The sequence below is a fragment of the Rickettsia conorii str. Malish 7 genome, assembly GCF_000007025.1.
Lineage (GTDB): Bacteria > Pseudomonadota > Alphaproteobacteria > Rickettsiales > Rickettsiaceae > Rickettsia > Rickettsia rickettsii.
The window spans coordinates 337,545-363,114 of record NC_003103.1 but is presented as its reverse complement, the minus strand read 5'-3'; the positions used below and the strand labels follow the sequence as shown (position 1 = coordinate 363,114).

The window sequence follows — 25,570 nt, the reverse complement described above, 5'->3', positions numbered from 1 at the left end:
TTTGTTAGTTATATACTTAAATATATAAAATTATCTATTTAAAATTCAAGTCTTATATTTCCATAATTTGCTGAAAGTACGCTGCCCAAAATAAAAACTAATAATCTCCGCAAAAATAGTTTGATCTTCTATGCTCCATAATATATCTAGATATTCAACTAGCAGAGCAGAACTTTTTAATGATTTATATTGAACATATTTAACTCCTCCATACATTGCAAAAAAGCTATAGGCAAGCACGGGTCTTACCGAGCCATTTAAAGCATCAACCCAACTAACACCTGATTTATAAGTGGAGTAAAGAGAATATTACTCCGCCATTTCTTGTGATATGGTAAGCTCTGTAAAAGTTTTAGACTGATTAAGTTTTTGTTATTAGCAATTTGACGGTCTAAAATATTTATCTCGTGTTTTTTGTCGTTAATATCTTTATATATTTTCAAAATTTCAGGAATTATTGAACTCATAAATCCTGTTATCGCCACAAGTAATTTTAGGATAAGTATAGCAAAGATAAGTCATTATACTAAGAAAGAGGCACAAAGGGGCAGCATGGACTGATTATTTATGTCATTTCTGCGAAAGCAGGAATCCAGTAAAAAATGATAAAAACACAGCAAACTATATAAAAATTTAGTATATAATTAGATTAAAAAACTAGATTCCTGCTTTCGCAGAAATGACATTGAACATGTTTAATGATCCATGCAACAACGCCAATAATAGGAAAACTGCTCCACTCAACAATTACTTTAAATTAGACCAAATGCGGTTTTTTGCAATATAGAAAAAGATAGTAAATACCGCTAAAAACATCATAACTTTAAGACCCATAGATTTACGATGTTCCATTTCCGGCTCAGCTACCCATTGTAGAAATACCACAATGTCTTGCGACATCTGCTCTACACTTGCGTTAGTACCGTCCATATAGGTTACCTGCCCGTCTGTAAGCGGCGGCGGCATTGCTATTTGCTCGCCAGGGAAATAGGGATTATAATGAGTTCCCTGCATCAACTTAAAATCTGCCGGCGGTTCAGTATAGCCGGTAAGTAGCGAATATATATAATTAGCTCCGTCATGACGTGCTTTTATTATCAACGATAAATCAGGAGGATGGGCACCGTTATTAGCTGCTCTTGCTGCTTGCTCATTAGGGTAAGGAGGTACAAAACGATCAGAGAGAAGAGCGGGGCGGTCAAACATCTCACCATCATCATTAGGTCCGTCTTGTATCGTATAGCCTTTGGCAATCTCTTTTATCTCGTCATCCGAAAAGCCGATATCTTTAAGATTACGGTAATATAAATTGTTTAAACCGTGGCAGACACTACAAACTTCTTTATAGACCTGAAAACCTCTTTGTGCTGCTTCACGATTAACTGTACCAAATACGCCGTCAAACGACCATTTCATCTTTTTTGGATGTAATACTTCTTCGTTGGCTAAACTTAAGCACGAAGTTAGTAGTATGATGATAGAGATAAGTAGTTTAGTTTTCATAAATTTTTTTGAGTCGTCATTGCAAGGAAAAATTGAAAATGTTGACGAAGCAATCTCAGGAGTTTATATATTATTTTATAAGATTGTTGTGTTGAGATTTTGTCTTTCCTTCCAATTTATTCTATTAATTTAATTTTTTTGTTTCTTAAACCGGCTTTAATTTGTTTTTCTCTATTTATTGCTGAATTCATAGTTGACGAATCTCATAAAATAGCAATTTTTACTAAACTCCTTAATTGTATCATTTTTGTGTTGATATATTCTTTTTATTAAATTAAAAGTAACACCAGTATAGAGTATACCATTTTTCTTATTAGTTACTATAATATACTATTGGTTACTTCATAAATTTGTATAATACAAAAAACGTCATTGCGAGCAGCCATAGGCTGCACGGCAATCTCATGAAATAATAACAAACTCCTGAGATTGCTTCGTCAATTGCTATGCAATTTCCTCGCAATGACATCTCTTCGCAATGACTTAACTCTTACAACTCCTCCGGCAATGGCAGCGGTTTTTCATATTTACCTATCAGCGGCAGAGCTACTAAGACATGAAAAAAGTAATAACAAGCAGCAAAACGGCTAATGGTAATATACGGCTCTTCTGCCGGCTGCCCACCTAAATAACCAAGCAATAAACAATCTGCCATAAATATCCAAAAAGCCATTCGGTATATCGGTCTATAATTGCTACTTCTAACTTTTGAAGTATCAAGCCAAGGTAGTAAAAATAACACAAATATACTTCCGAACATTAATAGCACCCCACCGAGCTTAGACGGCATGGCTCTAAGTATTGCATAAAACGGCAGAAAATACCATTCAGGGACAATGTGGGCAGGCGTAACTAACGGATTTGCTGGAATGTAATTATCGGGATGTCCTAAATAATTAGGTTCGTAAAAAATAAAATAGGCAAATATTATGAAATAAACTCCGAAACCGACAAAATCCTTTACGGTATAATAAGGGTGGAACGGAATAGTATCTTTAGGGCTTTTAACATCTATACCTTTTGGGTTATTTGAACCATGCTGATGCAAGGCCACTAAATGCAGCATCACTAAAGCAACAATAATAAACGGCAATAAATAATGCAGTGAGAAGAACCTATTTAATGTCGGGTTATCAACAGAAAAACCACCCCATAACCACGTAACTATGAATTCCCCTATTAACGGAATAGCGGAAAATAAATTAGTAATAACCGTTGCTCCCCAGTAGCTCATCTGCCCCCAAGGAAGCACGTAACCCATGAAAGCAGTAGCCATCATGGTTAGAAAAATGATGATACCGATATGCCAAAGCAGTTCTCTAGGTGCTTTATAAGAGCCGTAATACAAACCTCTTGCTATGTGTAAGTATACGGCAGCAAAAAACATCGATGCACCTACCGCATGAGTATAACGCAGTAACCAACCGTAATTCACGTTACGCATGATTCGCTCAACACTATCGAAAGCATGATCAACATGCGGAGTATAGTGCATAGCAAGTATGACGCCGGTGATTATCTGAATCACTAACGCAATACCGGCAATAGAGCCTAAATTCCACAAATAGTTAAGATTTTTCGGAGTTTGATAATGACTAAAATGCTTTAGGAACGCAAAAATAGGAAGACGATAATCTATCCATTCTATAATAGCATTAGGCTTTTTAGGGGTAATATCTTCATTCATAAATAATTACCCGATTCTAATTTTTTTGTCGCTAATAAAAGTGTAAGGCGGCACAGCTAAATTTAAAGGAGCAGGACCTCTTCTAACTCTACCTGAAGAATCATATTGTGAACCATGGCATGGACAGAACCATCCATCATATTCACCTTGATTAGCAAGCGGTACACAACCTAAATGCGTGCAGATCCCAATCGTCACCAGCCAATTATCATGCCCTGCTTTCACACGTGCTTGATCTGCTTCAGGATCAATCAGCTCTGACATTTTAACGGCTCTTGCTTCAGCTATTTTGTCAGGCGTACGGTTAGTGATAAAAACCGGTTTACCTTGCCATTTAACCGTAACTGTTTGACCTACCGCAATATTTGATAAATCAACCTCAATTGATGATAAAGCTAGCACGTCCGCAGAAGGGTTCAAAGAATCAACGAGAGGCCAAAGAGTACATACTGCCCCAATTGCTGCAACACTACTAGCCGTTAGAACCATAAAATCACGACGTGTTGTTTGTTTGTTTTTATTATCTTCAGTATCCGACATATAATATTAAAGTGACATAAATTAACGATTATTATTACTACCGCTTGGGGTATGATTAAGATTATTTGGATTTTCTAGTGCTTCATAAGGATTTATTATAGGACGTTCAGCGTCTGCAGCACTATCTGCTTGTTGTGGCGTAAGTTTATTGATTTCATCTTCTAACACTTTTGCTCCTGTCCCTTCTTCATGCTTATATTCGCCAGGATCACTTAAGCAATTCCAAAAACTAACTAAATGATTCCAATTAGGACCGAGTTTTGTAGTACAATTTTGAGCAACTGCTTTAGTTGTATCTAATATCTCGACTGTAGTTTCAGTAAAATAATCTATAAACCCAATTTTTTTTAAGCCCAATACTGTATAATATAAAGTAATTAAGGAAGCAACTGCTATAATTAAATACCATTTAGTGATAATAGACCACAGAAAAAATCCCATAGGATTTGCTGCCATTAACCTTCGTAAAGCCTGCCACATATATTTTGCTCAAAAAATTTATTAATAATATTCATCTTATTTTATATCACTACATTAGTAAAAATAAAGCAAAATCACGTAATATTATAAATATTTTTAATTAAACAGGAACTCAAGAAGAATGAAATCGGTAAAAATACTAAATTAATTCCTATCATAATAAAAATTAATTGTAAGTTATTATCTTGTAATATTAAACCTGTCATTATAATATTCGGAATTAATAACGGCATGATAAACGTACCGACAAAGTTAGCATTCTTCTTAAAATAACATTGCACGCTACCGGATAACACTACTAAACTACTTGATAACACTAATATCATCCATACACTACTAAAGAAAAATATTATCTCAAGCAAAGTTTTATCAAACAAGACATAAATAATGGGTAAAACAAAAACCAGCCCTATCGTACTACTGATAAATATAGCAAAAAATTTAGCCAATATAATTTTTTCATGACTAACAATTGATAATAATAACTCTAAGCTTCCGTCTTCCAAATCAGATTTAAATATAACCGAAGAAAAACCGATTAATGAAATTAATAAACAAATGACCGAAAAAATTAAACCGAATTTGTTAATATCCCTTTCACTGTTAATTAAAACAGTACTAATTATGCAAAATAAAAAAAATATAACTAGATATTTAATTATATTATTAATGCGATTCTGCACTATCAATTCACGCTTAATTAGTACAAATAGACTATTCATAATTATTAAATACGTTGTAAATTAAGTACATAATAGCTGCAACAGTTAAACCTATACCAATTTCAACAATAACTATCGCAATATGCTGAGCAAGTAGCTTATCATTGATAAAATTTGTTAGTGCATAATAATTTAAATAATTATCGTTAAAAAAGAGTGATATTGTTCCTACAATTGCATATATTGCTACACCTAAAACCGCAATACAAACTAGCACGTTAGGAGGAAAATATCGGCTTAATTTTCGATTACCGTAAACTAAATCATAAGCAATAAGGCTAGATGCAAATATAACACCTGCTTGAAACCCACCACCCGGCGAAGACTCACCGTTAAGCTGAATATATATACTATATAAAATTATATAAGGTATTATAAAACTAGTAATATATTTTATTATTGGATTTGTCATCCCGTGGCTTGACCACGGGATCTTGTATCGCCTGCTGTGTCCTGAGATACCGAGATCAAGTCGCGGTATGGCATCATCGGACTTTCTTGAAAATATCAACAGCACGGCAATTCCTGCAATTAAAATTACGCTAGTTTCACCTAAAGTATCATATCCACGATAACTTGCAAGAATAGCCGCAACAAAAGAAGGTACACCTATATCTCTAGAGGTATTTTCGATATAATATTTACTTGAATGCATATGAATAGGAGCATTATCATCACCGTAATTCGGTAATTCTAGCCCCATATAAGCAAGAGTTACTACAAACAATAAACATATTAAACTTGCTGGAATAATATTAGTTCTCTCAATATTCTTTAAATCCGAAGGTAATTTACGCAACAAATTCAAATATACGCATGTTGATAAGCAAGCTCCAAGTGCTGCCTCGGTCATTGCGACATCAGGAGCATCCATAATAAGATAGGATACACCAATTAATAAGCTAAATACAGAAGCAGCAATCACTGCATTTAGTAAATCTTTAGCAAAAATTATTTTTATCGAGATTAAGATCAATAAAAAAGCAATTAAGTTAAGTAGGTAATTGCCGAGATCAAAATTTAAAGCTGTCTTTACTGTCATATGGTTATTAAAATTTAACGTCATTGCGAGGAGAAACGTAATTTCGACGTGGCAATCTTATCAAGCATCCTGAGATTGCTTCGTCAATTACTTCGTAATTTTCCTCGCAATGACGGTACTATCAGCTCTAATTTTCATAAATAAAGATGCTTTACCAAGTGCATGAGTTGCTACCGGATTTAGTATAAAAATCAATAAAGCCGCTAAAATTAATTTAACAGAGTTCACAATATCTGCTGCAATGCACGCAAAACCTATTAAGCAAATAGGCACGCCGAAACTCTCAATAACACTTGCTGCATGTAATTTAGTATAAAAATCAGGAAATCTAAAAAAACCGATTATTCCTGAAAATATAGCAAATAATCCAATAATTACTAATAAAATTCCTATATAGTATAGTGTCATTGTGTTTATCCTTTTTTCATCATTGCGAGGAAATTATGAAATAATTGACGAAGCAATCTCATGCACAAGTCCTGAGATTGCCTCACGAACTAAAGTTCACTCGCAATGACGTTTTTACTCACCTTGAGCCAAGCTATAACCTGCAACCCCGTCAAATTCAAACAGATTCTCTACTTTGATAAAATCGATATTTGCTGTGCTTAAAGCTTCAAGCAATCTTGTTATATCTAAATGCTTTATTTCTGTGCCATCTTTATTCATAAAACGACAACACCAATGATCGGAAACAGTTTCAAACCTTGTATCACGAGGCCACAGCTTTAATCCTTTTGACGAGATTGTTTTTAACTCAAAATTACCAAGATCAAGTTTATTAATTTTATCTGCTATATCATGAGCGGAAGATACATTCATATTCACAAATATATCCGTACCAACCAATTTCTTAACTTCTTTAGTATCAATTTTATAATCTATATTGCTTTCTTGCTTCTCAGCAATTAAGGGATAATCTGCTTTAGGTAGCTTTGTCGGTAACTGTCCTAATCTTTTCGTTACTTCTTCGGCAAATTCTTTTGTACCGACTTTTTTACTAGAACTCTGCTCGTTATATATATCGGCTGTATGAACGCCATCCTCTATAGTTTTTTTCCAAGCATTTTCGATTAATGTAGCGATATCACCCTGCCCTATATGTACTAGCATCATTATTGCAGCATTTAAAAGCCCTGAAGGATTTGCGATATCTTTACCGGCAATATCGGGAGCACTTCCATGTACCGCTTCAAACATCGCATAATGCTGCCCAATATTTGCAGAACCTGCAAGACCTACCGAGCCTGAAATTTCAGCAGCTACGTCAGATATGATATCACCGTATAAATTAGAAGTTACGATAACATCAAATATTTCCGGTTTGGTAGCAAGCCTTGCCGTCCCGATATCGATAATATAATGCGCGTTATTAATTTGCGGGTATTCTTTTGCAATCTCATTAAATACTTTATGCAAAACCCCATCGGAAAATTTCATAATATTATCTTTGCTTAAACACATGACTTTTTTACGGTTATTTTTTACTGCATATTCAAAAGCATATCTAATAATCTTCTCACATCCTGTATGACTTATCAACTTCATTGACTCATACATATTATGCGTTTGACGGTATTCTATACCTGCGTATAAATCTTCCTCATTCTCACGTATAATAGTTAGGTTCAAATTTGGATGTAATGTTCTAGTAAAAGGATGAAGCGAAACGGCAGGACGAATATTAGCAAAAAGCTGTAATGTTTTACGAATCGTGACATTTAAACTTTTATATCCTCCACCTTGCGGAGTAGTAATCGGGGCTTTAAGTATAATACCAGTGCGTTGTATTGATTCCCAGCTTTCCTCGCTTATGCCTGAAGTATAATGCTTCTTGTAAAGCTTTTCACCTACTTCAATGGTTTCTAAACGAATACGAGCCTCGGCTTTACGTAATATATAAAGCACTGCCTCCATTATTTCAGGACCTATACCGTCCCCGTATGCAATTGTAATCGGTGTAAATTCTGCCATATTAAATACTCTCTTGTTTATATCATTCCCGCGTAGGCGGGAATCCAGTAAAATCTATAAAAACTAGTTTTTATAGATTTATTTTATCAAATATGTAACTTCTGTATCAATATTGAAGTTATTTTTCTGGATTACCACCTACGCGGGAATGACACACAAAAATCCATAAAACACTATCAATAGTTTATCGTTACTTCTTTTAATCTCTCATTCAACATAAAAGTCACTTCGGAAGTTATATTCAAATTATTTTTGGCATATAAGACTTGAGCACTTGGAATTACCAAATTAAGGTTATATTTCTCGGCAAGTTCACTAATTATTGTAATAGTTGTTTCATGGACTCTACTCATAGCCTCAGCGTGGGCTTGTTCAAGCTTTGTTTTCTTAATCTGAATTTCTTTTCTAACATGGCTAACTTTTGCATTAAATTCGTTTACTTTATGCTCAAATTCAGTTTCACTTAAATGAGAACGCTCATTTAGCAGCTTCTCTTCCAACGGTTTAAATTCTGCTTCTTTTGCAGCAATATTCTCTTGAATTTTATGATTAAGCTTTTCGATTTTATTACGCAAATCTTTTATAGCGATCGAACCTTCCAATATAGATTGTACATCAGCAACAGCTACTCTAACTTTAAAATTATCTTCTTTAATTGGCACATTTTGTGCCTCCGTAATCGTTGAGAAATTTATTATGAATATGCATAAACATAATATTCGGTATATCATCCTTTGATCCTTTTAGGTTAAACGGTATCGGCTAGAATTGTCATCCCGTGGCTTGACCACGGGATCTTGTATCACAGGCAGTATCCTGAAATTCCGCGATCAAGTCGCGGGATGACATTCAAGATGGCTGGATTCCCGCCTACGTGGGAATGACACTGAAGCAACACCCTTATTAATCTAAGAATAAATAATATCAAGCAATTTGTCTATAATTAAAAACTCAACCTTTACCTAACATTGGCACATTCCCGCCTCCCCATGGTATATATTCGCCATCCGAATAATAATCACTAGAAATAGGTTCAAACGAAATAGCTTTTATTGCTTCAGGACTTAAATAGGTACTCTCTCCATCACTAAGCAAAGGTTCAGTAGCCGGTTCTTCTAGCTCAACATAAATTTTATGCTGTTCATTTCATTAAATTCATATAAAAAAAAGCTTCATGAATATGCTCTGTTCCTTTGTTCTTAACCAAAACTACTGTAATACCATAATCTTTTGCAGCATTGACAGTTATTTCGGTATTATTAATTATTTCTCTTATATATTCTTTTTTAGTACAATTTTGTCTTTCTTCAAAATTATTAGAAGGTAAAGCTGATTTTATATAAATTTTTGCTGCATCTTCCTTTCCTAGTAACCTTGCTAATGCATATTTTACAGCATGAGGATAATCATTAAATGATGCTATAGCTATTTTATGACCGGATAATATAATATTCTTAAAAAGGCGTGCTATTTGCTCTTCATTTTCCAACCTAAATTTTCATTATCTAGGAATTTCTCCATCAGCTCTATAGAAAATTTTTGCTCAAGCCTAACTTTTTCTTGCTCTCGTTCTTCATAGGAGCTAAAAAAGCGATGTTGTATATTACGTGCTATTAAACCTCCTAACCTCTCTCCGATATAATTATGCGAATGTCCAACTAAAGTATCGTCACAATCAAATATAAATAAAACTGTATTATCGTTCATTAATTTCTCTTATTTTAAAGTTTAAAAATTCTTAGTAATTTTTATTCTACAGTTAAATCAATTTCTTTTTCAAGAACTTATATTCCAATTTTTGGTATTTTAGTGTATAATACGAAAAACTATTGTAAACTTGTGAGAATTTTTAAAGATGACATCTATTCGTAATATAGCAATTATTGCCCACGTTGATCATGGAAAAACTACGCTTGTTGATAACATGCTTAAACAAAGCGGAACATTTAGAGCTAACCAAGCAGTTGCTGAGCGTGCTATGGACTCTAACGATCTTGAGCGTGAGCGTGGAATCACGATACTTGCCAAATGCACTGCTCTTATGTGGAACGATATCCGTATCAATATAGTTGATACGCCAGGACACGCCGATTTTGGCGGTGAAGTAGAACGCATCCTTAGCATGGTTGACGGTGTAGTGCTACTTGTCGATGCATCGGAAGGACCAATGCCGCAAACAAAATTCGTGCTTTCTAAAGCGTTAAATCTCGGCTTAAAACCTATTGTCGTTATTAATAAAATCGATAGAGATGACCAAAGAATTAAAGAAGTTATCGATGAAGTATTTGAGCTATTTGTGGCACTTGAAGCAAACAACGATCAGCTTGACTTCCCTATAGTTTATGCATCAGGTAGAGCAGGTAGAGCATCTTTAACCTTTGATGATAAAATTAATCCTTTAGACAATTTAGCAGATGATTTAGCACCGCTTTTCGACCTTATAGTACAGCATGTACCAAAACCCTTAGCCGATGACAAAGCACCGTTTTCTATGCTTGTTACTACTAGAGAATATAACTCTTTCTTCGGTAGGGTTTTAACAGGTCGTGTACAAAGCGGCACTGTCAAAATTAACCAAAACGTAAAAGTATTAAATCGTGAGAATAAAGTACTTGAAACCGGACGTATCACTAAAATATTAGCCTTTAGAGGCTTAGAGCGAATCGCTATAAATGATGCTACAGCCGGCGATATTATTGCCGTAGCAGGCGTTGAAAACGCCAACGTTGCCGATACTATCTGCTCCCCTGAGGTAACCGAGGCCGTACCGTCTCTACCTATCGATCCGCCGACTTTATCCATGACTTTTAGCGTTAATGACTCACCGCTTGCAGGAAGCGAAGGGACAAAAGTTACGTCGAGCTTAATTGGAGCTAGGTTAATGCGTGAGCTTGAAAGTAACGTTGCCTTAAAAGTTACTGAAGCTGCCGAGAAAAATGCTTTCCAAGTTGCAGGGCGTGGTGAGTTACAACTTGGTATCTTAATTGAAACTATGCGTCGTGAAGGATTTGAGCTATCTATTAGCAGACCCGAAGTATTATTCCAAACTGATGAGAAAGGTAATAAGCAAGAACCGATGGAAGAAATCCAAGTTGACGTTGATGATGATTATGTTGGAGTAGTCGTAAAATCTTTAGCACTGAGAAAAGCCGAAATGACTGATATGAGGCCGTCAGGCGGCGGTAAAAGCCGTGTTACGTTTATCGGACCGTCTAGAGGGTTAATCGGCTATCACAGCCAGTTTTTAACCGAAACACGAGGCACAGGAATTATGAATCGTATTTTCCATGGATATGCTGATTATAAAGGAAATATCGAGGGAAGACGTAACGGTGTGCTTATCTCTAACGGTGACGGGGCAGCAGTCGCATATGCTCTATGGAATCTAGAAGAAAGGGGAAAAATGTTTATAAACCCTAGTGACAAAGTATATAGAGGCATGATTATCGGCGAACATAATCGTGATAATGATTTAGAGGTAAACCCACTAAAAGCGAAACAACTGAGCAACGTTAGAGCAACAGGTAAAGACGAAGCCATAAGGCTAACTCCGCCAATGCTTTTAACGTTAGAGCAGGCAATCAGCTATATACAAGATGACGAGCGAGTTGAAGTCACACCGAAATCTATTCGTTTACGTAAAGCTCTACTTGACCCTAACGACCGTAAAAGAGCTGCAAAGTAGATATGCCTAAAAAAGTTGACATCGTCATTGCGAGGAAAAACTGTAAGTTTTGACAAAGCAATCTCTGGAATCTTGCTTTATGAGATTGCCACGCTCCTTTCAGTTGCTCGCAATGACGAAAAAACTAAGCTAATACATTAAATACTATAATAACAAACCTTTTTAACGGCTTCTATTACATCGCTCTCACTCGGCAGAGCTAGTGTTTCTAAATTAACAGCATAAGGAAGGGGAAGATCTTTGCCGCTTACAATCTCTATCGGAGCATCTAAATAATCAAATGCTTCTTTCATAACAATAGAAGCTATACTTGCACCAACACCTGCAAAAAACCACCCTTCTTCCACTACAACTAAACGATTAGTTTTTTTCACTGATTCTATTATTGTCTCAGTATCAAGCGGTTTAATAGTGCGAAGATCAATAACCTCACAATCAATATTATCATTCTGCACAAAATTTGCAGCATCTAAGGCAAGTTTTACTTGAATCGAGAAAGTTACTATAGTGACACTACTACCCTCTCTTAAAATTTTTGCCTGACCAAAGGGTATAGGCTCGATTGTTTTCGGCACGTCAAAACTATGACCGTATAAAATTTCATTTTCTAAAAAAACAACGGGATTATCGTCCCTAATAGCTGTAAGCATAAGTCCTTTATGATCTTCTGCACTATAAGGAGCTACTACTTTTAATCCCGGAATGTGGGAATAGCAAGCTGTATAATTTTGGCTATGTTGTGCAGCTACTCTACTTGCTGCTCCGTTTGGTCCTCTAAATACTATCGGACATTTGACCTGCCCGCCTGACATGTAATGCGTTTTTGCAGCTGAATTAACTATGTGATCGAATGCTTGCATAGCAAAGTTAAAGGTCATAAACTCTACGATCGGGCGAAGTCCTGCAAAAGCTGCTCCGACTGCAAGCCCTGCAAAACCATATTCCGTTATCGGTGTATCAATTACCCTCTTAGGACCAAATTGCTCTAGTAATCCTTGAGTTACCTTATAAGCTCCTTGATATTCTGCAACTTCCTCGCCTATGACGAAAACCTTGTCGTCTCTTATCATCTCTTCTTGCATGGCATCACGCAATGCTTCACGTACCGTTATTTGCATTTTTCTTTTTTATTTGATTAAATTAAACGTTATTGCAAGGAGGCTTGCCTATGTAAACGTCATTGCGAGCAGCCGTAGGCTGCGTGACAATCTCATGAAATAATAACAAATTCCTGAGATTGCTTCGTCAAAACTTACAGTTTTTCCTCGCAATGACGCCTTAACAGTACACCTGTGTATACAACTCCCCTTCATCAGGTAGCGGTGAATTTTCTGAGAATTCTACTGCTTCTTTCACAATTTCTTTTACCGACTGTTCTATTGCTTTTAAATCCGCTTCGGTTACATATTTATTGTCGAGTATCGTTTTTCTTATTATTACCAACGGATCACGCTCTTTATATTGCTCAACTTCTTCTTTACTACGATATTTTGCCGGGTCGGACATCGAATGCCCACGATAACGATAAGTTTTTACCTCTAATATCAGAGGAAAGCTATTTTCTCTAACATACTCGGCTGCTTGCTTAGAGCCGTCATACATTTCTTCAAAATCCATACCGTCTAGCTGAAATCCTTTAATCCCAAACGATGCTCCTTTCTTATATAAATCACGCATAAAGGTAGAACGTGCTACAGACGTCCCCATCGAATATTCATTATTTTCAATAATATAAACTACCGGCAAACCCCATAAAGCAGCCATATTAAAAGCTTCATATACCTGACCTTGATTAACGGCACCGTCACCTAAAAAAGTAAAACAGATATTATGCGTATCGTTATATTTTTCAACAAACGCAAGCCCTGTACCTATCGGTACTTGAGCCCCTACTATACCGTGTCCACCGTAAAATTTGTTTGGTACATTAAATAAATGCATCGAGCCACCCTTACCTTTCGAGCAACCTGTAGCACGCCCCATAAGCTCGGCAAGAACATACTTAGGCTCAGTGCCTGCTAAAATAATATGAGCATGGTCACGATAGCTAGTAATAGTGCTATCACCTTTTTGTTTAACCATATCTATCGCAGAAATTACTGCTTCTTGCCCTATATATAAATGACAAAAACCACCGATTTCTCCCATTCCGTATAACTGACCGCATTTTTCTTCAAAACGACGCAGTAGGAGCATATCTTTAAAGCTTTTTATATATTCTTCCTTTGTCGGCTTATATTTTCCTAACTTAATATCCACTAATTACTCCTTAAGACTATTGTCATCCCGTGGCTTGACCACGGGATGACATCTGTAAATTAAAAGTCACAAAATATGGTACATGATCCGAAGGTGAAGACCAATCACGTGCTTCTGATAGTAAATGCATAGAAAATAATGCACCTTTTAAATTATCGCTAACCCAAATATGATCAAGTCTTCTACCTCTGTTAGATTTTTTCCAATCTATATTTCTATAACTCCACCAAGTATAAAATTTTTCGTCAAGCGATACGAAATGTCTGCTACTATCAATAAAACCTAACGCATTTTGTAGCTCTACCAATAACGAGCGTTCAATATCGGTATGGCTGATAACATTTCGCAACTGCTTACTAGACCATACATCATGTTCATGCGGAGCAATGTTCAAGTCCCCAACAATAATCATTTTATCGTTTTTAGTACGGTTAGTCGTTAACCATTCCTGCATTAACCTTACATATTCGAGCTTATGCTTAAATTTTGTATTTACCTCGATATCAGGTATATCACCGCCGGCAGGAACATAAAAATTATGTATTTCTATATCATTAACTATAGCTGCTATATGCCTTTTATCACTATTATATAACTCCAATGAAAAAACATTATTCAAAGGAAATTTTGAAATAATAGCAACACCGTTATATGATTTCTGTCCTGAATATATTACATGTTCATAGCCTATATTTTTAATAACTTCAAGAGGAAATAATGAGTCAGCTACCTTTGTTTCTTGAAGTAAAATAATATCCGGCTGATGTTCATATGCTAATTTTCTTAATAAATCGATCCGTAGACGCAATGAATTAATATTCCAAGTAACTATCTTCATTAGACTTGTTGTATAACCTCCTTCTACAGGTAATTTGTATGTCAATCCGGTACTCGCATCCTCACGTACTAAGTGTACGCTGCGGTGCTGCGTTCCGTGTTTCTTTCAAATTCCTCTTTATAAGATAGGTTACACAACAAGTCTATTTAATTTTTTATAGCTGCCCCTATTATTGCATCTCTAAAATAAATTATTCCAAGTTGATTTAAAGGATTTTTCATGTCAATTTTATCTTTTTCTTCTTCAGGAATTTTTATCATAGTATTACTGAGTATAGCAAAATAAAGATTATCAGGCAAAACATATCCTGCTTCACTTTGTATTCCAAGGGCCTTTCCCGTATAATGAATCATTAAACGTTTAGAATCAAGATCAGTAAGAAAAATACCGTAACCCATATAAGACTTACGCCCTTCTATATCTTGTGCTAAAAAATATTTAGTAGTCATAAGTTTATACGACTTCTTAGAAAGAATTTTCTCCTCATTTAATGCCCTATACCATCTAATAAGATCAACCGGTGTTGATATTATACCACCGTCAGCACAAGGAACTGCTAAAAAATCAGCAGTTACAGGAGTAAATATAGGTTTATTACTATTATTAGGCGTTAAAAAATATCTTACCGGATAATTAGAACTAATAACGTTTTTTTGGATTCTAGCGGCTTCACTATATGAAGCAAAACTAGTAGATTTCATATTAAGCGGTTTAAAAAATTCATCATAAAAAAAGTTAGCTAAATCTTTTTTAGCCACCTTTTCTATAATCATACCGAGTATAACAAAATTAGTATTACTATATTTAAATTTTTTCCCTATAGATATTTCTAAAGGTTTAGAAGAAACAAATTGTAATATTTTCTTGTGAATCTCTTTCTTAGGCATATTTAAATCAAGTTTAACAAAACTAAAATATTCAGCAATACCGCTACTATGCGTTAATAAATTATGGATAGATATTTTATATGCCCAATCCGGCACTTTTCCACCCCACATTTCCGGATCAAGATATTTATAAATTTTATCGTTAATATTTAATAATGCCTGTTCTTGTAATTTTAAGATTCCCGCTGCTGTAAAAGGCTTTGTAGCAGAAACAATAGGCATCATTTCATTTGCTTTTAATTGCTCACCATTTAAAGCAAAAATTCCTTTAGCACCGGTTAATAAAGGTTTATAATCATCGGCAAACATAAAAACGGCATTTAAAAATCTATTACTGATATATTCTTTTTCTGCTTCATTGATTCTTTGCTGTATATCTGCAAAACAATCAATACAATTAGTAATAAAAAAAAGCAACAATAACAAATATCTACGCATCATAACTGCAACACTCCACAAACTTATCAATAGACGTCTTACATAACGCAGCTAATAACAAGAAATTTGAAGGAGACACGGAACGCAGAACCACAGCGTACACTTGACATGAGGATTCGAGTACCGGATCGACGTACAAATTACCTTTAGAAGCAAGTTATGTAAGACGTCTAGTAAAATAAAACGGTAATTTTGCTTCTAACTTACTCTCTTGACCAAAAATTTTTTCAGATAAACATATATTATTAGCATGCAAGAACATATATTTACTATATGGCATTATTTCTTTATTACCATATTTATCATCTCCCAGTATCGGACAACCTAATAATTTAGCATGCAACCTTAATTGATGCATTCTACCTGTAACCGGCGTAAATTCAATTAAAAATAAGTTATTATCAAGTGATTTAAGTACTTTATAATAAGTAATGGCAAGTTTACCATTTTCACTATCAATATCAGTAATTTTAGGTGTACTTCCTTTACTCTTTTCTATATTACTTCTAACTTCGCCTACATTTTTAATTGGCTTCCCATAGGTTACGGCAAAATATGTTTTTACAACCAATTTTTCTTTAAAAGCATTATGAAGTTTTACACTACTTAAATAATTTTTGGCTATTAAGAGCAAACCACTTGTTTTTTTATCTAATCTATGTACTAGCTTAAAATCAGCACCTTTATAATTCAAATATTTTAATGCAGAGTCAATAGATAAATTTATTTTAGTGCCGCCTTGAGTAGCAAGACCTGCAGGTTTATTTATAGCTATTAAATTATCATCTGCATATATCAAATAATCGGTAGTAATTTTCTTCGCTAGCTTAATTTCAGCGTCGGTAAAAACTAATTTTTCAGGTTGCTTAACAGGTAAATTAAACTTATCGTTAATAAAAATTTTATCGCCGCCCTTTACTCTTAAACTCGCTTCTGCTTTCTGAGCATTAACGGTAATTTGTTTTTGACGTAATGCTTTCTCTATTACTCCTTGAGTCAATAAGGGATATAGACGTTTTAAATATTTATCTAATCTAGAAGAAATAGGAGTATTGACATCGATGATCATATTTTTAATAAATTAGGAACTTTTTATTAAAAAATAGCACCAAATTATTATAGATAAAAGGATTATAGCAAAAAGCTGATGTATAGAGGCAATTATTATAGGTACAGAGTATAAAAGAGTAAGTATTCCGGTAGATACCTGCATAAATAATGCAATCATTAGAAAATACGCTATCTTATTTAATTTCGGATGCTCTATTTTTAACAAGCAACTTATCAAAACTACAACAACCAAAAATACGCTATAGCCGACTAAACGATGTATGAATTGTATAAAAACCGGATCATACCAATTTTTAAGATCAAAGAAATTATCTTTTATCTCCATCGGGATAAATCTATCATCCATTAGCGGAAAACTATTATATATCAGCCCTGCATCAAGCCCTGCAACTAAAGCACCTAAAAAAATTTGCACATATACTACAGTAATAGCAATACCGGAAAATATTAATGGTAATTTAAAATCTGTTTGTGACGGGATTAACAAAATATCACAACGATTTTTTATTAGTTGATAAAAAAGTATGTGATAAATAATTACGGCGATAATTAAATGAAAAGCAAGTCGAAAATGACTAACATACGGGCTATTCAACAAGCCGCTTTTAACCATATACCACCCTATAAAGCCTTGTACGCAAAATAACAACAAAGCAATTATATAAGGTAGCATATCACGATTTTTTATAACATCTTTAAAATAAAAATATATTAAAGGTACAATATATATTAAAGCTGTAATTCTACCGAGTAATCGATGTATAAACTCTAACAGATAAATAAACTTAAACTGTGATAAAGTAATTCCGTAATTAACGGAGTTATATTCAGGAAAAGCTTTATATTTAGCAAATTCCGATTGCCAGCTTTCAAAACTAAAAGGCGGCAAAATACCGGTTACCGGACGCCACTCAACTATAGATAAACCAGAACCGGTAAGCCTTGTTATCCCCCCTATAACAAGCGTCGCTATGACCATTATACAACTTATACACAACCATTTTGTAATTAAACTTTTCTGCACTTTTATTTTAAGTTTATGTTTTTTATCGCGTCATTACAGCATTGCTATGTCATCCCCGCGTATGCCTTGTGGCGTGGATAGGTTTATCATTTATCATCCCGCGACTTGAGTGCGGGATCCAGCTAAAAATACTAATATTATTAGTATTTTTTATTATTTTTATGGACCCCGTGGGCTTGACCACGGGGTGACATTAAGGAGTACTGGATTCCTGCTTTCGCAGGAATAACATATTATATTAGCCCTCAAATCAAGACTCTGCATTCTTTTCCGTATCTTCGACGGTATTAGAAGGACATTTCTTATTTGATGTTTTATTACGATATCTACGTTTTGTCTTTTTTGGAGCAGCTTGTGCTTCTTCTAAGCCGGCATTACTTTCTACAACTTGCACCTCTTCCACAACGCTTACGGTTTGCTCCACCGATTCTTCTGCCTCTAAACTCTTATCTTTTACTTCATTAGCAACATTATTACTATTATTAGCTGTTTTCCATTTATGTTTATTTTTGCGTAACTGTTCTTTTTTCAGCTCTTCTTCAGTATAATCGGCATTATGATTCTGAATTACCGGCTTAACAGAATTAAAATTATTGTTATTTTTCTTGAACAGCTTCACTTTTTCAATCGAATAACTATCTGATGTAGCATTAGGATCGGAATAAAAATTAAGCTTTATATTATATTTTTCTTCAATAAATTTTATCTCAGTACGTTTATTATTAAGTAGATAAAGAACTGAAACGATATTGGTAAAAACATTTATTACATCAATTCTTTCTTCAAAAATTTCATTCTCTATAGTACGTAAAATTAACATAGCATTAGCGTCACTTGCTCTAATGACTCCTTTACCGTTACAATGAGAACAAATTGCCGAATTAGTTTCTAAGAAAGAAGAACGTAATCTCTGCCTTGAGAATTCAAGTAGTCCAAACTGACTAATATTACCGGTTTGTATACGAGCACGATCACGACTTAAAAACTCTTTAAAGGATCGTTCAATAATTTTACGATTCTTAGCTTCGCTCATGTCTATAAAATCAACAACTATCAAACCTGATAGATCTCTAAGCTTTACTTGCTTTGCTACTTCTTTGGCTGCTTCTAAATTAGTTTTTAGTGCCGTTTCTTCAATATTTTGTTCAGAAGTTGATTTACCGGAATTTACATCAATTGCAATAAGAGCTTCCGTGGGATTAATAACGATATATCCTCCTGAAGGTAACGTCACTACAGGCTGATATAATTTAACTAATTGCTCTTCTACTTGAAACTTAGTAAATATAGGAGTTTTACTTTTATGCTCTTTCAGCTTTACAAGCTCTGAAGGTAATAAATCCTGCATAAATTTTGAAGCATCTGCATAACCCTCTTGTCCTTGAATTACCACCTCTTTAACATTGTGATCGCACATATCACGTATGGTTTTACGTATTATACTATCTTCCTCATGAATAAAACACGGAGCCGGAAATTTAATAGTACTTTTACGAATTTTATTCCATAACCTTGCTAAATAATTATAGTCTTTCTTTAAATCTAAGGTGCTACTTCCTCTACCTGCGGTTCTAACAATGACGCTATAAGCATTTTTGTCACCGCTTACTATTTTATTTAAAATATCTTTCAGTCTTTTTCTTTCTTCCCCGTTTGATATTTTACGCGATATACCGTTTTGCGAACCTTTATTAGGCATTAAAACACAATATTTACCAGCCAAGGATATATAAGTAGTAAAAGCGGCGCACTTATTTCCTCGTTCTTCCTTAGTAACCTGCACTAATAATATTTGGTTTTTTCTTATTACTTCTTGAACTTTATATTGTTTATATTGCGGAATATTTGACTCAGGGGTACCGCTTTGAATCATTTCAATATCATCAGCCGCTTCTAAATTAAGTTCTGACTGGAATGTACTCTCTACTAAATCTTCTATGGTTTTTAGGTCAATTTCTTCACTATCAACCAAAGAATCATATATAGCAGCCGGTTTCTCTTTATTATCCTCAACCGTAATATTTGAAAGAGCTATTTCAGGAAAAGCATTAACCGGAAAATTTCTCTCCGAGGTAGGCAAATTGTAATAATTAGGATGGATTTCACTAAACGGTAAAAAACCGCTTTTATCCATTCCGTACTCTATAAAAACAGCTTGTAGCGACGGTTCTATTCTTGTAACTTTTGCTAAATAAATGTTACCTTTATTTTGTTGTCTTACGGTTGTTTGAAATTCAATATCTTCTATATTGTTGCTTTGTCCTAATAAAACTACTCTTGTTTCGCTTGGAAAATTAGCATCAATTATAATCTTTTTATTCATTTATCTTGCTCACTAACTTGAAGAACAAATAATTAATATAATGCTTGTATCTTAAGAAAAATCATTGTTTATCTTGTATTAATTTATTTAAATAGATAATTTATCTATGAGTAAAGAGCAAAAATGAAATTCTAGATAAACTTCAAATAACACCTCTTTAAAATACTAAAAAATATATTATTATTTTTCTTACATTAAAATATTTTCATATTATTTAATTCATTAATTTTTTTAAAATTCAACAATAATTATATACAAATTACAAATAAGACTACCATACTTAATTAAAAGCTGATAATCTAATAACTATCCATATATACTTAAATAATGGAATTATGAATCTCTTTAATTTTTAAGATAATAATCTTAATCATTATAATTATGAGTTATATACCATGTATTTATGTTTAGCAAACACTTAATTTATGACTTTAAAAAACGATTACAAAACTATTTTTTTCTCACTTTTGGGAATATTTATTTTTTCCTGTATCAATACTATAAATTTTTATAATTTTAAAATCTTTTTACTGCTAAATAAAAATCTAGGCGGAGAACAAATAAATCATATCAATCAAACTAAATTTATAGGTTCGATAATCGCAGGCTTTGCCTTAACACAGTTAATTAATAAGTTAAGTAATCAAAAAATTATTTTAATTAGCTTATCTTTATTAATTATTTGTACAATAAACCTAATTTTATTAAATAATTATACTCTAATTAAAATTAATTTTATTGTAATTAATTTTGGAACATTTTCATATTTCACTTCTATAACATTAGATATTATTGAGAGTAGCAAAGAAAAGAAATATTTTTTTTTAGCTTGTATAATGTTGTTATGGGCAGGTGGAAACTTAATGGTAGATTTATTAAATCCATTTATAACACCGACAAATAATACTATAGTAATTTGTGCATTGTTATATTGTATCAATATACTAACCGAATTTCTGCATTATAATCCTACATCTCATAAATTAAATTTAAATTCCAAATTTTCATCCTTAATAAAAAATGTCGAATTACAATTATTGACAGGCTTCGTAGTTGCTTATGTCACCTTGGATATATTATGGTATTATGAAGCTTTTGCATTAAAGAAAGAATTAGCATTAATTAATTTAAGACTTATACTAAAATATATTTTTCTAGCAATATGTTTTTCTATAATTCCTATATGCTATATATTAAGCAAAGTAAATAAATATTTGGCTAATTTATCACTAACTATAATTCTGCTCGTCTGCTTTATTTTACTACCGCTTCATGGAACTAATAAAAACCTTAATATATTATATATAATACTAATCGGTAGTTGTTTAGGATCCATTTATATTTGCAATATTTTAATACTAATTGATAAATTTAGGGATTACGAACTTAGAACAGCTTTATTTTCGTATTTTTCAATGTGCAGCATCGGTACATATGCCGGAGCTTTATCATCTCATGTACCTTACGGCACTATTAACGGCAGTGATTTCTTATTTTCTGTTTGTGCCGTAGTCGGTAGTTTTGTAGCTTATCATTTTTGGTATTTTATTAAGTATACATTATATAGATTTTAATAAGACTTCTTGCATAACTTTCTAATAAAGGTAATTTGTACGTCCGGTACTCGAATCCTCACGTTACTTGCGTGTACGCTGCGGTTCTGCGTTCCGTGTCTCCTTCAAATTTCTCCTTATTAGCAAGTCAAGAAGTCTTATACTAACAGAGGAAGACCAACTTCAAAAAGAGCAAGGAATCCACAAGGTGAGGAGCGGCGCGTATACTTAATACGTGAGTATCGCAACTCTTGTAGGATGAGACAGCCAATTTTTGAAGTTCATCGAGTATATGTGTAATATTCTGTAACATAATATAACTTGTATAATTTGGCATTAAATATTAATATTTAAATATATTTTTACAATGCCTAAAATGCAGCAAAGTACATTATTAAAACCGGTTAGTTGTTACGGAATCGGGGTCCACTCAGGAAAACGTACCCAGTTAACTATAGAGCCCACTAAAGAAAATACCGGAATTATATTCATTAGAACCGATATATCTTCTGAAAATAATTATATTGAAGCTAGCTATTTCAATGTTTCCGATACCTTGTTATCTACCACTATCAGTAATGATCATAAAGTTCAAATTTCAACAATTGAACATTTAATGGCAGCACTTTGGGGATGCAGCATTGATAATGCAATTATTAAAATTGACGGTCCTGAAGTACCAATTATGGACGGCAGTAGTAAACCTTTTGTGTTTATGATTGAGTGTGCAGGAAAAAAATTACAAAATGCTCCTAAAAAATATCTAAAAATTTTAAAAGATATAAAAGTAGTTCATAAAGATTGTGAATTATATTGTACTCCTTCCGATCACATGACTGTAGATTTAACCATTGATTTTAGTAGTAAAGCTATAGGCAGACAAAATCTAAGTTTTAGGGATCAAGAATCTTTTACTAAAAATATTGCGGATGCTAGAACTTTTGGCTTTATAAGAGATGTTGATTATTTGAAAAGCAAAGGGCTTGCCCAAGGTGCCTCATTTGAGAATGCTATAGGAATAGATGAGCAGGATAAAATCTTAAACCCAAACGGCTTACGTTATGAAGATGAATTTGTTCGCCATAAACTATTAGATTTATTCGGTGATTTATATACCAACGGCACTAGCATTGTAAGTGCAATTAAAGGCTACAAAACTAGCCATGCTCTTAATAATGAACTATTGCATAGAATATTTAGCGATACTACCTCTTACAAATTTGTAACTAGCAGTGAGTTATAATAATCATTTCATATTGTTAAATTTCGCTTTCTTTTTTGCATCCTTTTTAAATTTTCACTTTTTGTCCTTTTTATTTCAGCATTATTAACTTTATCTTTATCCATAGCTTTAGTTAAAGGATTATATCCTTCGGCTTTACTAGGATTTTCATAAAATGGATTCATTACATTTTTAATATCTTTAACATAGCTCTCTTTGCTATTATCCATTGTTATTTTATTTTCTCTAAAAAATTCTTCTAAACCGTTTCTTTTTATTTCAGAATTAAAACTGCCTATTATTTCTCGAAATTTTTGTATTGTTTGGTCTTTATTCATACTCCAATAATTCTTATCCGTTATTAATTTTTTTAAAGCTAATGTTTGCAATACTTGATTCTTAGTATAATTCTCTAATTGTTCTAAATTTTTATATATAGGAGTATCTTGTTTTTTATATTCTTCATTTATATTTAATTTAAATATTGCTTTTATTTCTATTTTTTCCTTTTCAGTAAGACCGTCGATAATTAATGATGCGGTCGTAACTACACCGTAACCCGTAGCTCTTAATATATCAAGCACATTACCGCTCGCACCTTTAATAATAGAAGCGGCCAAATTTGCGGCTCCACCTAAATTATTGCCAAATATTCGTCCTGTACTTTTCAATTTATTTACATTTAACTCATACTTATCTTGAGTAGCATCCTTACCTGCCGTTTGCGGCGTATATAATTCATTTTTCAAAATATCTTTTAAGCTCGGTTCTAATGATAATATATAATCTTGCTGACTTTTAGCATTTCTGTTATGTACTAATAAATTATTCTCTTTATGAAATTTACGCAAATCATGCACTTTCAAAGTCTCATTTACAGCTTGAATTCCTACGCTAACTCCTGAAACAACAGCTACAGCTATAATTATCGGTGATATAGGAGTAAAAAGTCCAGAAACTGCAATTGCTATAGAAGCTATGGAAACTGCATAACTTAAACTATTGCTAAATAATATTTTACCGATTTTACTTTGTCTAAAACTAGTCCAATAAGATTTTAACTTATTAAATATTTTTCTAACCCTTGATTTTTTTGACATTTATTTTTCTCTCCAAAGAACAAATATTTTTATAAATTTTTCTTTTATTTATTTAATTAACTTCTCTTACAACTGAAATTATAGTATAAATTCTAATAAAAAAAACAAAATAAATGTCTGGAAAAGAATTAAATAAAATTGTTGCAGCCATCTTATTTGCTAGTTTAATTGCTATGATGGTTGGATTTGTTGCAAATATATTATACAAGCCCACTCTAGAGTTACAACATCGCGGCTACAGCGTTGCGGTTCAAGAATCATCAGAAAATCAAAATACTACCGCACTAGAGCAAGCACCGGTAAATATACCGGAATTAATGAAGACTGCTAACGCCGATAACGGTCGTGAAATAGCCAAGAAATGTTTAATGTGTCATTCTCTTGATAAAGACGGTCCAAATAAACTAGGACCGCATCTTTGGGATGTCACAGGCAGACCAAAAGCAAGCATAGCAGACTATAAATATTCCCCTGCTCTATCAAAACTTGGCGGCGTATGGGATGATGATAGTTTATTTGCTTTCTTACATAAACCAAGTAGCTATGCACCAGGAACTAAAATGTCCTTTGCCGGTATCTCAAAACCACAAGACATAGCTGACGTAATATTATTTTTAAAAACTTATGTTCATGATAAATAATTATCTCACCGAAATATGGTTAATAATAGGTATAATTTGCATAGTTGTTGAATTCTTTACAGTTCCAAGTATTGGATTCTTATTCTTTGGGCTTGGAGCGTTATCAAACACTCTTGTGGTATATAACTACCCTCTAGTTAACTTAACAAATCAAATAACATTTTTTGGTATATTATCACTTATTTGGTTTTGCATATTATATTATCCTCTTAAAAAATATGTTTATAATAAAACTGATAAAACAAAAAATTACTCGGATATGATAGGCAAAACGGTACAGGTTTATAGTGCTACAGTTTCTTCTGATACTATAGGACAAGTAAGATGGTCCGGTGCTATTATGAATGCTTACCTTGTTCCAAATGAAATCGATGCAAAAACAGGCGACCGACTTTTTATTATCGAAGTTAAAGGGAATGTACTAATTTGTTCTAGAGAAAAACCTAATAATAATTCTTAGCAAAATATTTCTAAATGACATTGCCCGCGTAAATACAATTCCTCATTGCAAGTAGGTATTGTTGCGTGGATCATTTTATGTCATTCCCACGGAAGCGGGAATGACACTAAATGCATTTTCC

28 protein-coding genes and 3 pseudogenes are annotated in these 25,570 nt (G+C 33.3%); 6 read left to right on the top strand and 25 right to left on the bottom strand.

Going from position 1 to position 25,570, the window contains the following annotated elements; translation table 11 throughout:
• Positions 1-45: 45 nt before the first annotated feature.
• The 15 genes from RC_RS08855 to RC_RS01780 all read right to left on the bottom strand — a co-directional run bounded on the left by RC_RS08855 (position 46) and on the right by RC_RS01780 (position 9,655).
• Positions 46-240, bottom strand: a complete 195-nt coding sequence (locus RC_RS08855) for a hypothetical protein (RefSeq protein ID WP_010977017.1) — start codon at positions 238-240, stop codon at positions 46-48.
• Positions 241-257: 17 nt separating this feature from the next.
• Complete coding sequence (locus RC_RS01835) at positions 258-467, bottom strand: hypothetical protein (protein ID WP_231282979.1); 210 nt, start codon at positions 465-467, stop codon at positions 258-260.
• A gap of 280 nt (positions 468-747) precedes the next feature.
• A complete protein-coding gene (locus RC_RS01830; RefSeq protein ID WP_010977015.1) occupies positions 748-1,503 on the bottom strand; it encodes a cytochrome c1 in 756 nt (251 codons plus the stop codon).
• Between the two features lie 171 nt (positions 1,504-1,674).
• Positions 1,675-1,803 (bottom strand): hypothetical protein, encoded by a 129-nt coding sequence (locus RC_RS07275; RefSeq protein WP_233417462.1) that lies wholly within the window; start codon positions 1,801-1,803, stop codon positions 1,675-1,677.
• Between the two features lie 190 nt (positions 1,804-1,993).
• A complete protein-coding gene (locus tag RC_RS01825; protein ID WP_010977014.1) occupies positions 1,994-3,190 on the bottom strand; it encodes a cytochrome b in 1,197 nt (398 codons plus the stop codon).
• 6 nt (positions 3,191-3,196) lie between these two features.
• On the bottom strand, positions 3,197-3,730 hold the full coding sequence (gene petA, locus RC_RS01820; protein ID WP_010977013.1) for a ubiquinol-cytochrome c reductase iron-sulfur subunit: 534 nt from the start codon (positions 3,728-3,730) through the stop codon (positions 3,197-3,199).
• Positions 3,731-3,751: 21 nt separating this feature from the next.
• The gene (locus tag RC_RS01815; protein ID WP_010977012.1) at positions 3,752-4,210 is read right to left on the bottom strand and encodes a DUF2670 domain-containing protein; all 459 of its coding nucleotides are present in this window, start codon (positions 4,208-4,210) and stop codon (positions 3,752-3,754) included.
• 74 nt (positions 4,211-4,284) lie between these two features.
• Positions 4,285-4,932 (bottom strand): heme exporter protein CcmB, encoded by a 648-nt coding sequence (locus tag RC_RS01810; protein ID WP_010977011.1) that lies wholly within the window; start codon positions 4,930-4,932, stop codon positions 4,285-4,287.
• A complete protein-coding gene (locus tag RC_RS01805) occupies positions 4,925-5,998 on the bottom strand; it encodes a DUF4040 domain-containing protein (protein WP_010977010.1) in 1,074 nt (357 codons plus the stop codon). The genes RC_RS01810 and RC_RS01805 overlap by 8 nt, the downstream gene beginning before the upstream one ends.
• A 63-nt stretch (positions 5,999-6,061) precedes the next feature.
• Positions 6,062-6,382 carry a Na+/H+ antiporter subunit G gene (locus tag RC_RS01800; protein WP_010977009.1) on the bottom strand — a complete coding sequence of 107 codons (321 nt, stop codon included), beginning with the start codon at positions 6,380-6,382 and terminating at the stop codon, positions 6,062-6,064.
• A 114-nt stretch (positions 6,383-6,496) separates the two neighbouring features.
• On the bottom strand, positions 6,497-7,948 hold the full coding sequence (locus tag RC_RS01795) for an NADP-dependent isocitrate dehydrogenase (protein WP_010977008.1): 1,452 nt from the start codon (positions 7,946-7,948) through the stop codon (positions 6,497-6,499).
• A 176-nt stretch (positions 7,949-8,124) separates the two neighbouring features.
• Positions 8,125-8,679 (bottom strand): OmpH family outer membrane protein, encoded by a 555-nt coding sequence (locus RC_RS01790; protein ID WP_010977007.1) that lies wholly within the window; start codon positions 8,677-8,679, stop codon positions 8,125-8,127.
• 220 nt (positions 8,680-8,899) lie between these two features.
• A complete protein-coding gene (locus RC_RS09570) occupies positions 8,900-9,043 on the bottom strand; it encodes a hypothetical protein (RefSeq protein ID WP_014410497.1) in 144 nt (47 codons plus the stop codon).
• Positions 9,044-9,089: 46 nt separating this feature from the next.
• On the bottom strand, positions 9,090-9,437 hold the full coding sequence (locus tag RC_RS01785; protein ID WP_010977006.1) for a hypothetical protein: 348 nt from the start codon (positions 9,435-9,437) through the stop codon (positions 9,090-9,092).
• Positions 9,416-9,655 (bottom strand): hypothetical protein, encoded by a 240-nt coding sequence (locus RC_RS01780; protein WP_010977005.1) that lies wholly within the window; start codon positions 9,653-9,655, stop codon positions 9,416-9,418. The genes RC_RS01785 and RC_RS01780 overlap by 22 nt, the downstream gene beginning before the upstream one ends.
• 148 nt (positions 9,656-9,803) lie before the next feature.
• On the opposite strand from RC_RS01780, the gene typA reads away from it, so the two are divergent.
• Entirely contained in the window at positions 9,804-11,633 is a 1,830-nt protein-coding gene (gene typA, locus RC_RS01775) for a translational GTPase TypA (RefSeq protein ID WP_010977004.1), read from the top strand.
• Between the two features lie 137 nt (positions 11,634-11,770).
• Here the strand turns inward: typA and RC_RS01770 are convergent, their stop codons facing one another.
• The 5 genes and pseudogenes from RC_RS01770 to RC_RS01755 all read right to left on the bottom strand — a co-directional run bounded on the left by RC_RS01770 (position 11,771) and on the right by RC_RS01755 (position 16,058).
• Positions 11,771-12,751 (bottom strand): pyruvate dehydrogenase complex E1 component subunit beta, encoded by a 981-nt coding sequence (locus RC_RS01770; protein ID WP_010977003.1) that lies wholly within the window; start codon positions 12,749-12,751, stop codon positions 11,771-11,773.
• A 160-nt stretch (positions 12,752-12,911) separates the two neighbouring features.
• A complete protein-coding gene (pdhA, locus tag RC_RS01765; RefSeq protein WP_010977002.1) occupies positions 12,912-13,892 on the bottom strand; it encodes a pyruvate dehydrogenase (acetyl-transferring) E1 component subunit alpha in 981 nt (326 codons plus the stop codon).
• 22 nt (positions 13,893-13,914) lie between these two features.
• The gene (xth, locus tag RC_RS01760) at positions 13,915-14,730 is read right to left on the bottom strand and encodes an exodeoxyribonuclease III (RefSeq protein ID WP_014273305.1); all 816 of its coding nucleotides are present in this window, start codon (positions 14,728-14,730) and stop codon (positions 13,915-13,917) included.
• Between the two features lie 12 nt (positions 14,731-14,742).
• Positions 14,743-14,876 (bottom strand): annotated as a pseudogene (locus tag RC_RS11165) (palindromic element RPE1 domain-containing protein); the annotation flags it as partial.
• Positions 14,877-16,058, bottom strand: coding sequence for a serine hydrolase domain-containing protein (locus RC_RS01755; RefSeq protein WP_016830682.1), 1,182 nt, complete (start codon positions 16,056-16,058; stop codon positions 14,877-14,879).
• 47 nt (positions 16,059-16,105) lie between these two features.
• Between RC_RS01755 and RC_RS08350 the strand changes: the two are divergent.
• Positions 16,106-16,231, top strand: a pseudogene (locus tag RC_RS08350) (palindromic element RPE1 domain-containing protein); the annotation flags it as partial.
• On the opposite strand, the gene RC_RS01750 reads toward RC_RS08350, so the two are convergent.
• The 3 genes from RC_RS01750 to RC_RS01740 all read right to left on the bottom strand — a co-directional run bounded on the left by RC_RS01750 (position 16,213) and on the right by RC_RS01740 (position 20,473).
• Entirely contained in the window at positions 16,213-17,124 is a 912-nt protein-coding gene (locus RC_RS01750) for an RluA family pseudouridine synthase (RefSeq protein ID WP_010976999.1), read from the bottom strand. The pseudogene RC_RS08350 and the gene RC_RS01750 overlap by 19 nt on opposite strands.
• Positions 17,125-17,136: 12 nt before the next feature.
• Positions 17,137-18,150, bottom strand: coding sequence for a COX15/CtaA family protein (locus RC_RS01745; protein WP_010976998.1), 1,014 nt, complete (start codon positions 18,148-18,150; stop codon positions 17,137-17,139).
• A gap of 250 nt (positions 18,151-18,400) precedes the next feature.
• Positions 18,401-20,473 (bottom strand): Rne/Rng family ribonuclease, encoded by a 2,073-nt coding sequence (locus tag RC_RS01740; RefSeq protein ID WP_010976997.1) that lies wholly within the window; start codon positions 20,471-20,473, stop codon positions 18,401-18,403.
• 425 nt (positions 20,474-20,898) lie between these two features.
• On the opposite strand from RC_RS01740, the gene RC_RS01735 reads away from it, so the two are divergent.
• A complete protein-coding gene (locus RC_RS01735; protein ID WP_010976996.1) occupies positions 20,899-22,047 on the top strand; it encodes an MFS transporter in 1,149 nt (382 codons plus the stop codon).
• Here RC_RS01735 and RC_RS11160 read toward each other — a convergent pair.
• Positions 22,025-22,171 (bottom strand): annotated as a pseudogene (locus RC_RS11160) (palindromic element RPE1 domain-containing protein); the annotation flags it as partial. The gene RC_RS01735 and the pseudogene RC_RS11160 overlap by 23 nt on opposite strands.
• A 231-nt stretch (positions 22,172-22,402) precedes the next feature.
• Between RC_RS11160 and lpxC the strand changes: the two are divergent.
• Positions 22,403-23,269, top strand: a complete 867-nt coding sequence (lpxC, locus tag RC_RS01730; protein WP_029374439.1) for a UDP-3-O-acyl-N-acetylglucosamine deacetylase — start codon at positions 22,403-22,405, stop codon at positions 23,267-23,269.
• Between the two features lie 8 nt (positions 23,270-23,277).
• Here lpxC and RC_RS01725 read toward each other — a convergent pair whose 3' ends face one another.
• Positions 23,278-24,348, bottom strand: a complete 1,071-nt coding sequence (locus RC_RS01725) for a hypothetical protein (protein ID WP_010976993.1) — start codon at positions 24,346-24,348, stop codon at positions 23,278-23,280.
• A 113-nt stretch (positions 24,349-24,461) separates the two neighbouring features.
• Between RC_RS01725 and RC_RS01720 the strand changes: the two genes are divergently transcribed.
• Together RC_RS01720 and RC_RS01715 are read left to right on the top strand one after the other, a co-directional pair.
• Entirely contained in the window at positions 24,462-24,989 is a 528-nt protein-coding gene (locus RC_RS01720) for a c-type cytochrome (RefSeq protein ID WP_010976992.1), read from the top strand.
• Positions 24,973-25,449 carry an NfeD family protein gene (locus RC_RS01715; RefSeq protein WP_010976991.1) on the top strand — a complete coding sequence of 159 codons (477 nt, stop codon included), beginning with the start codon at positions 24,973-24,975 and terminating at the stop codon, positions 25,447-25,449. The genes RC_RS01720 and RC_RS01715 overlap by 17 nt, the downstream gene beginning before the upstream one ends.
• Positions 25,450-25,570: the final 121 nt, after the last annotated feature.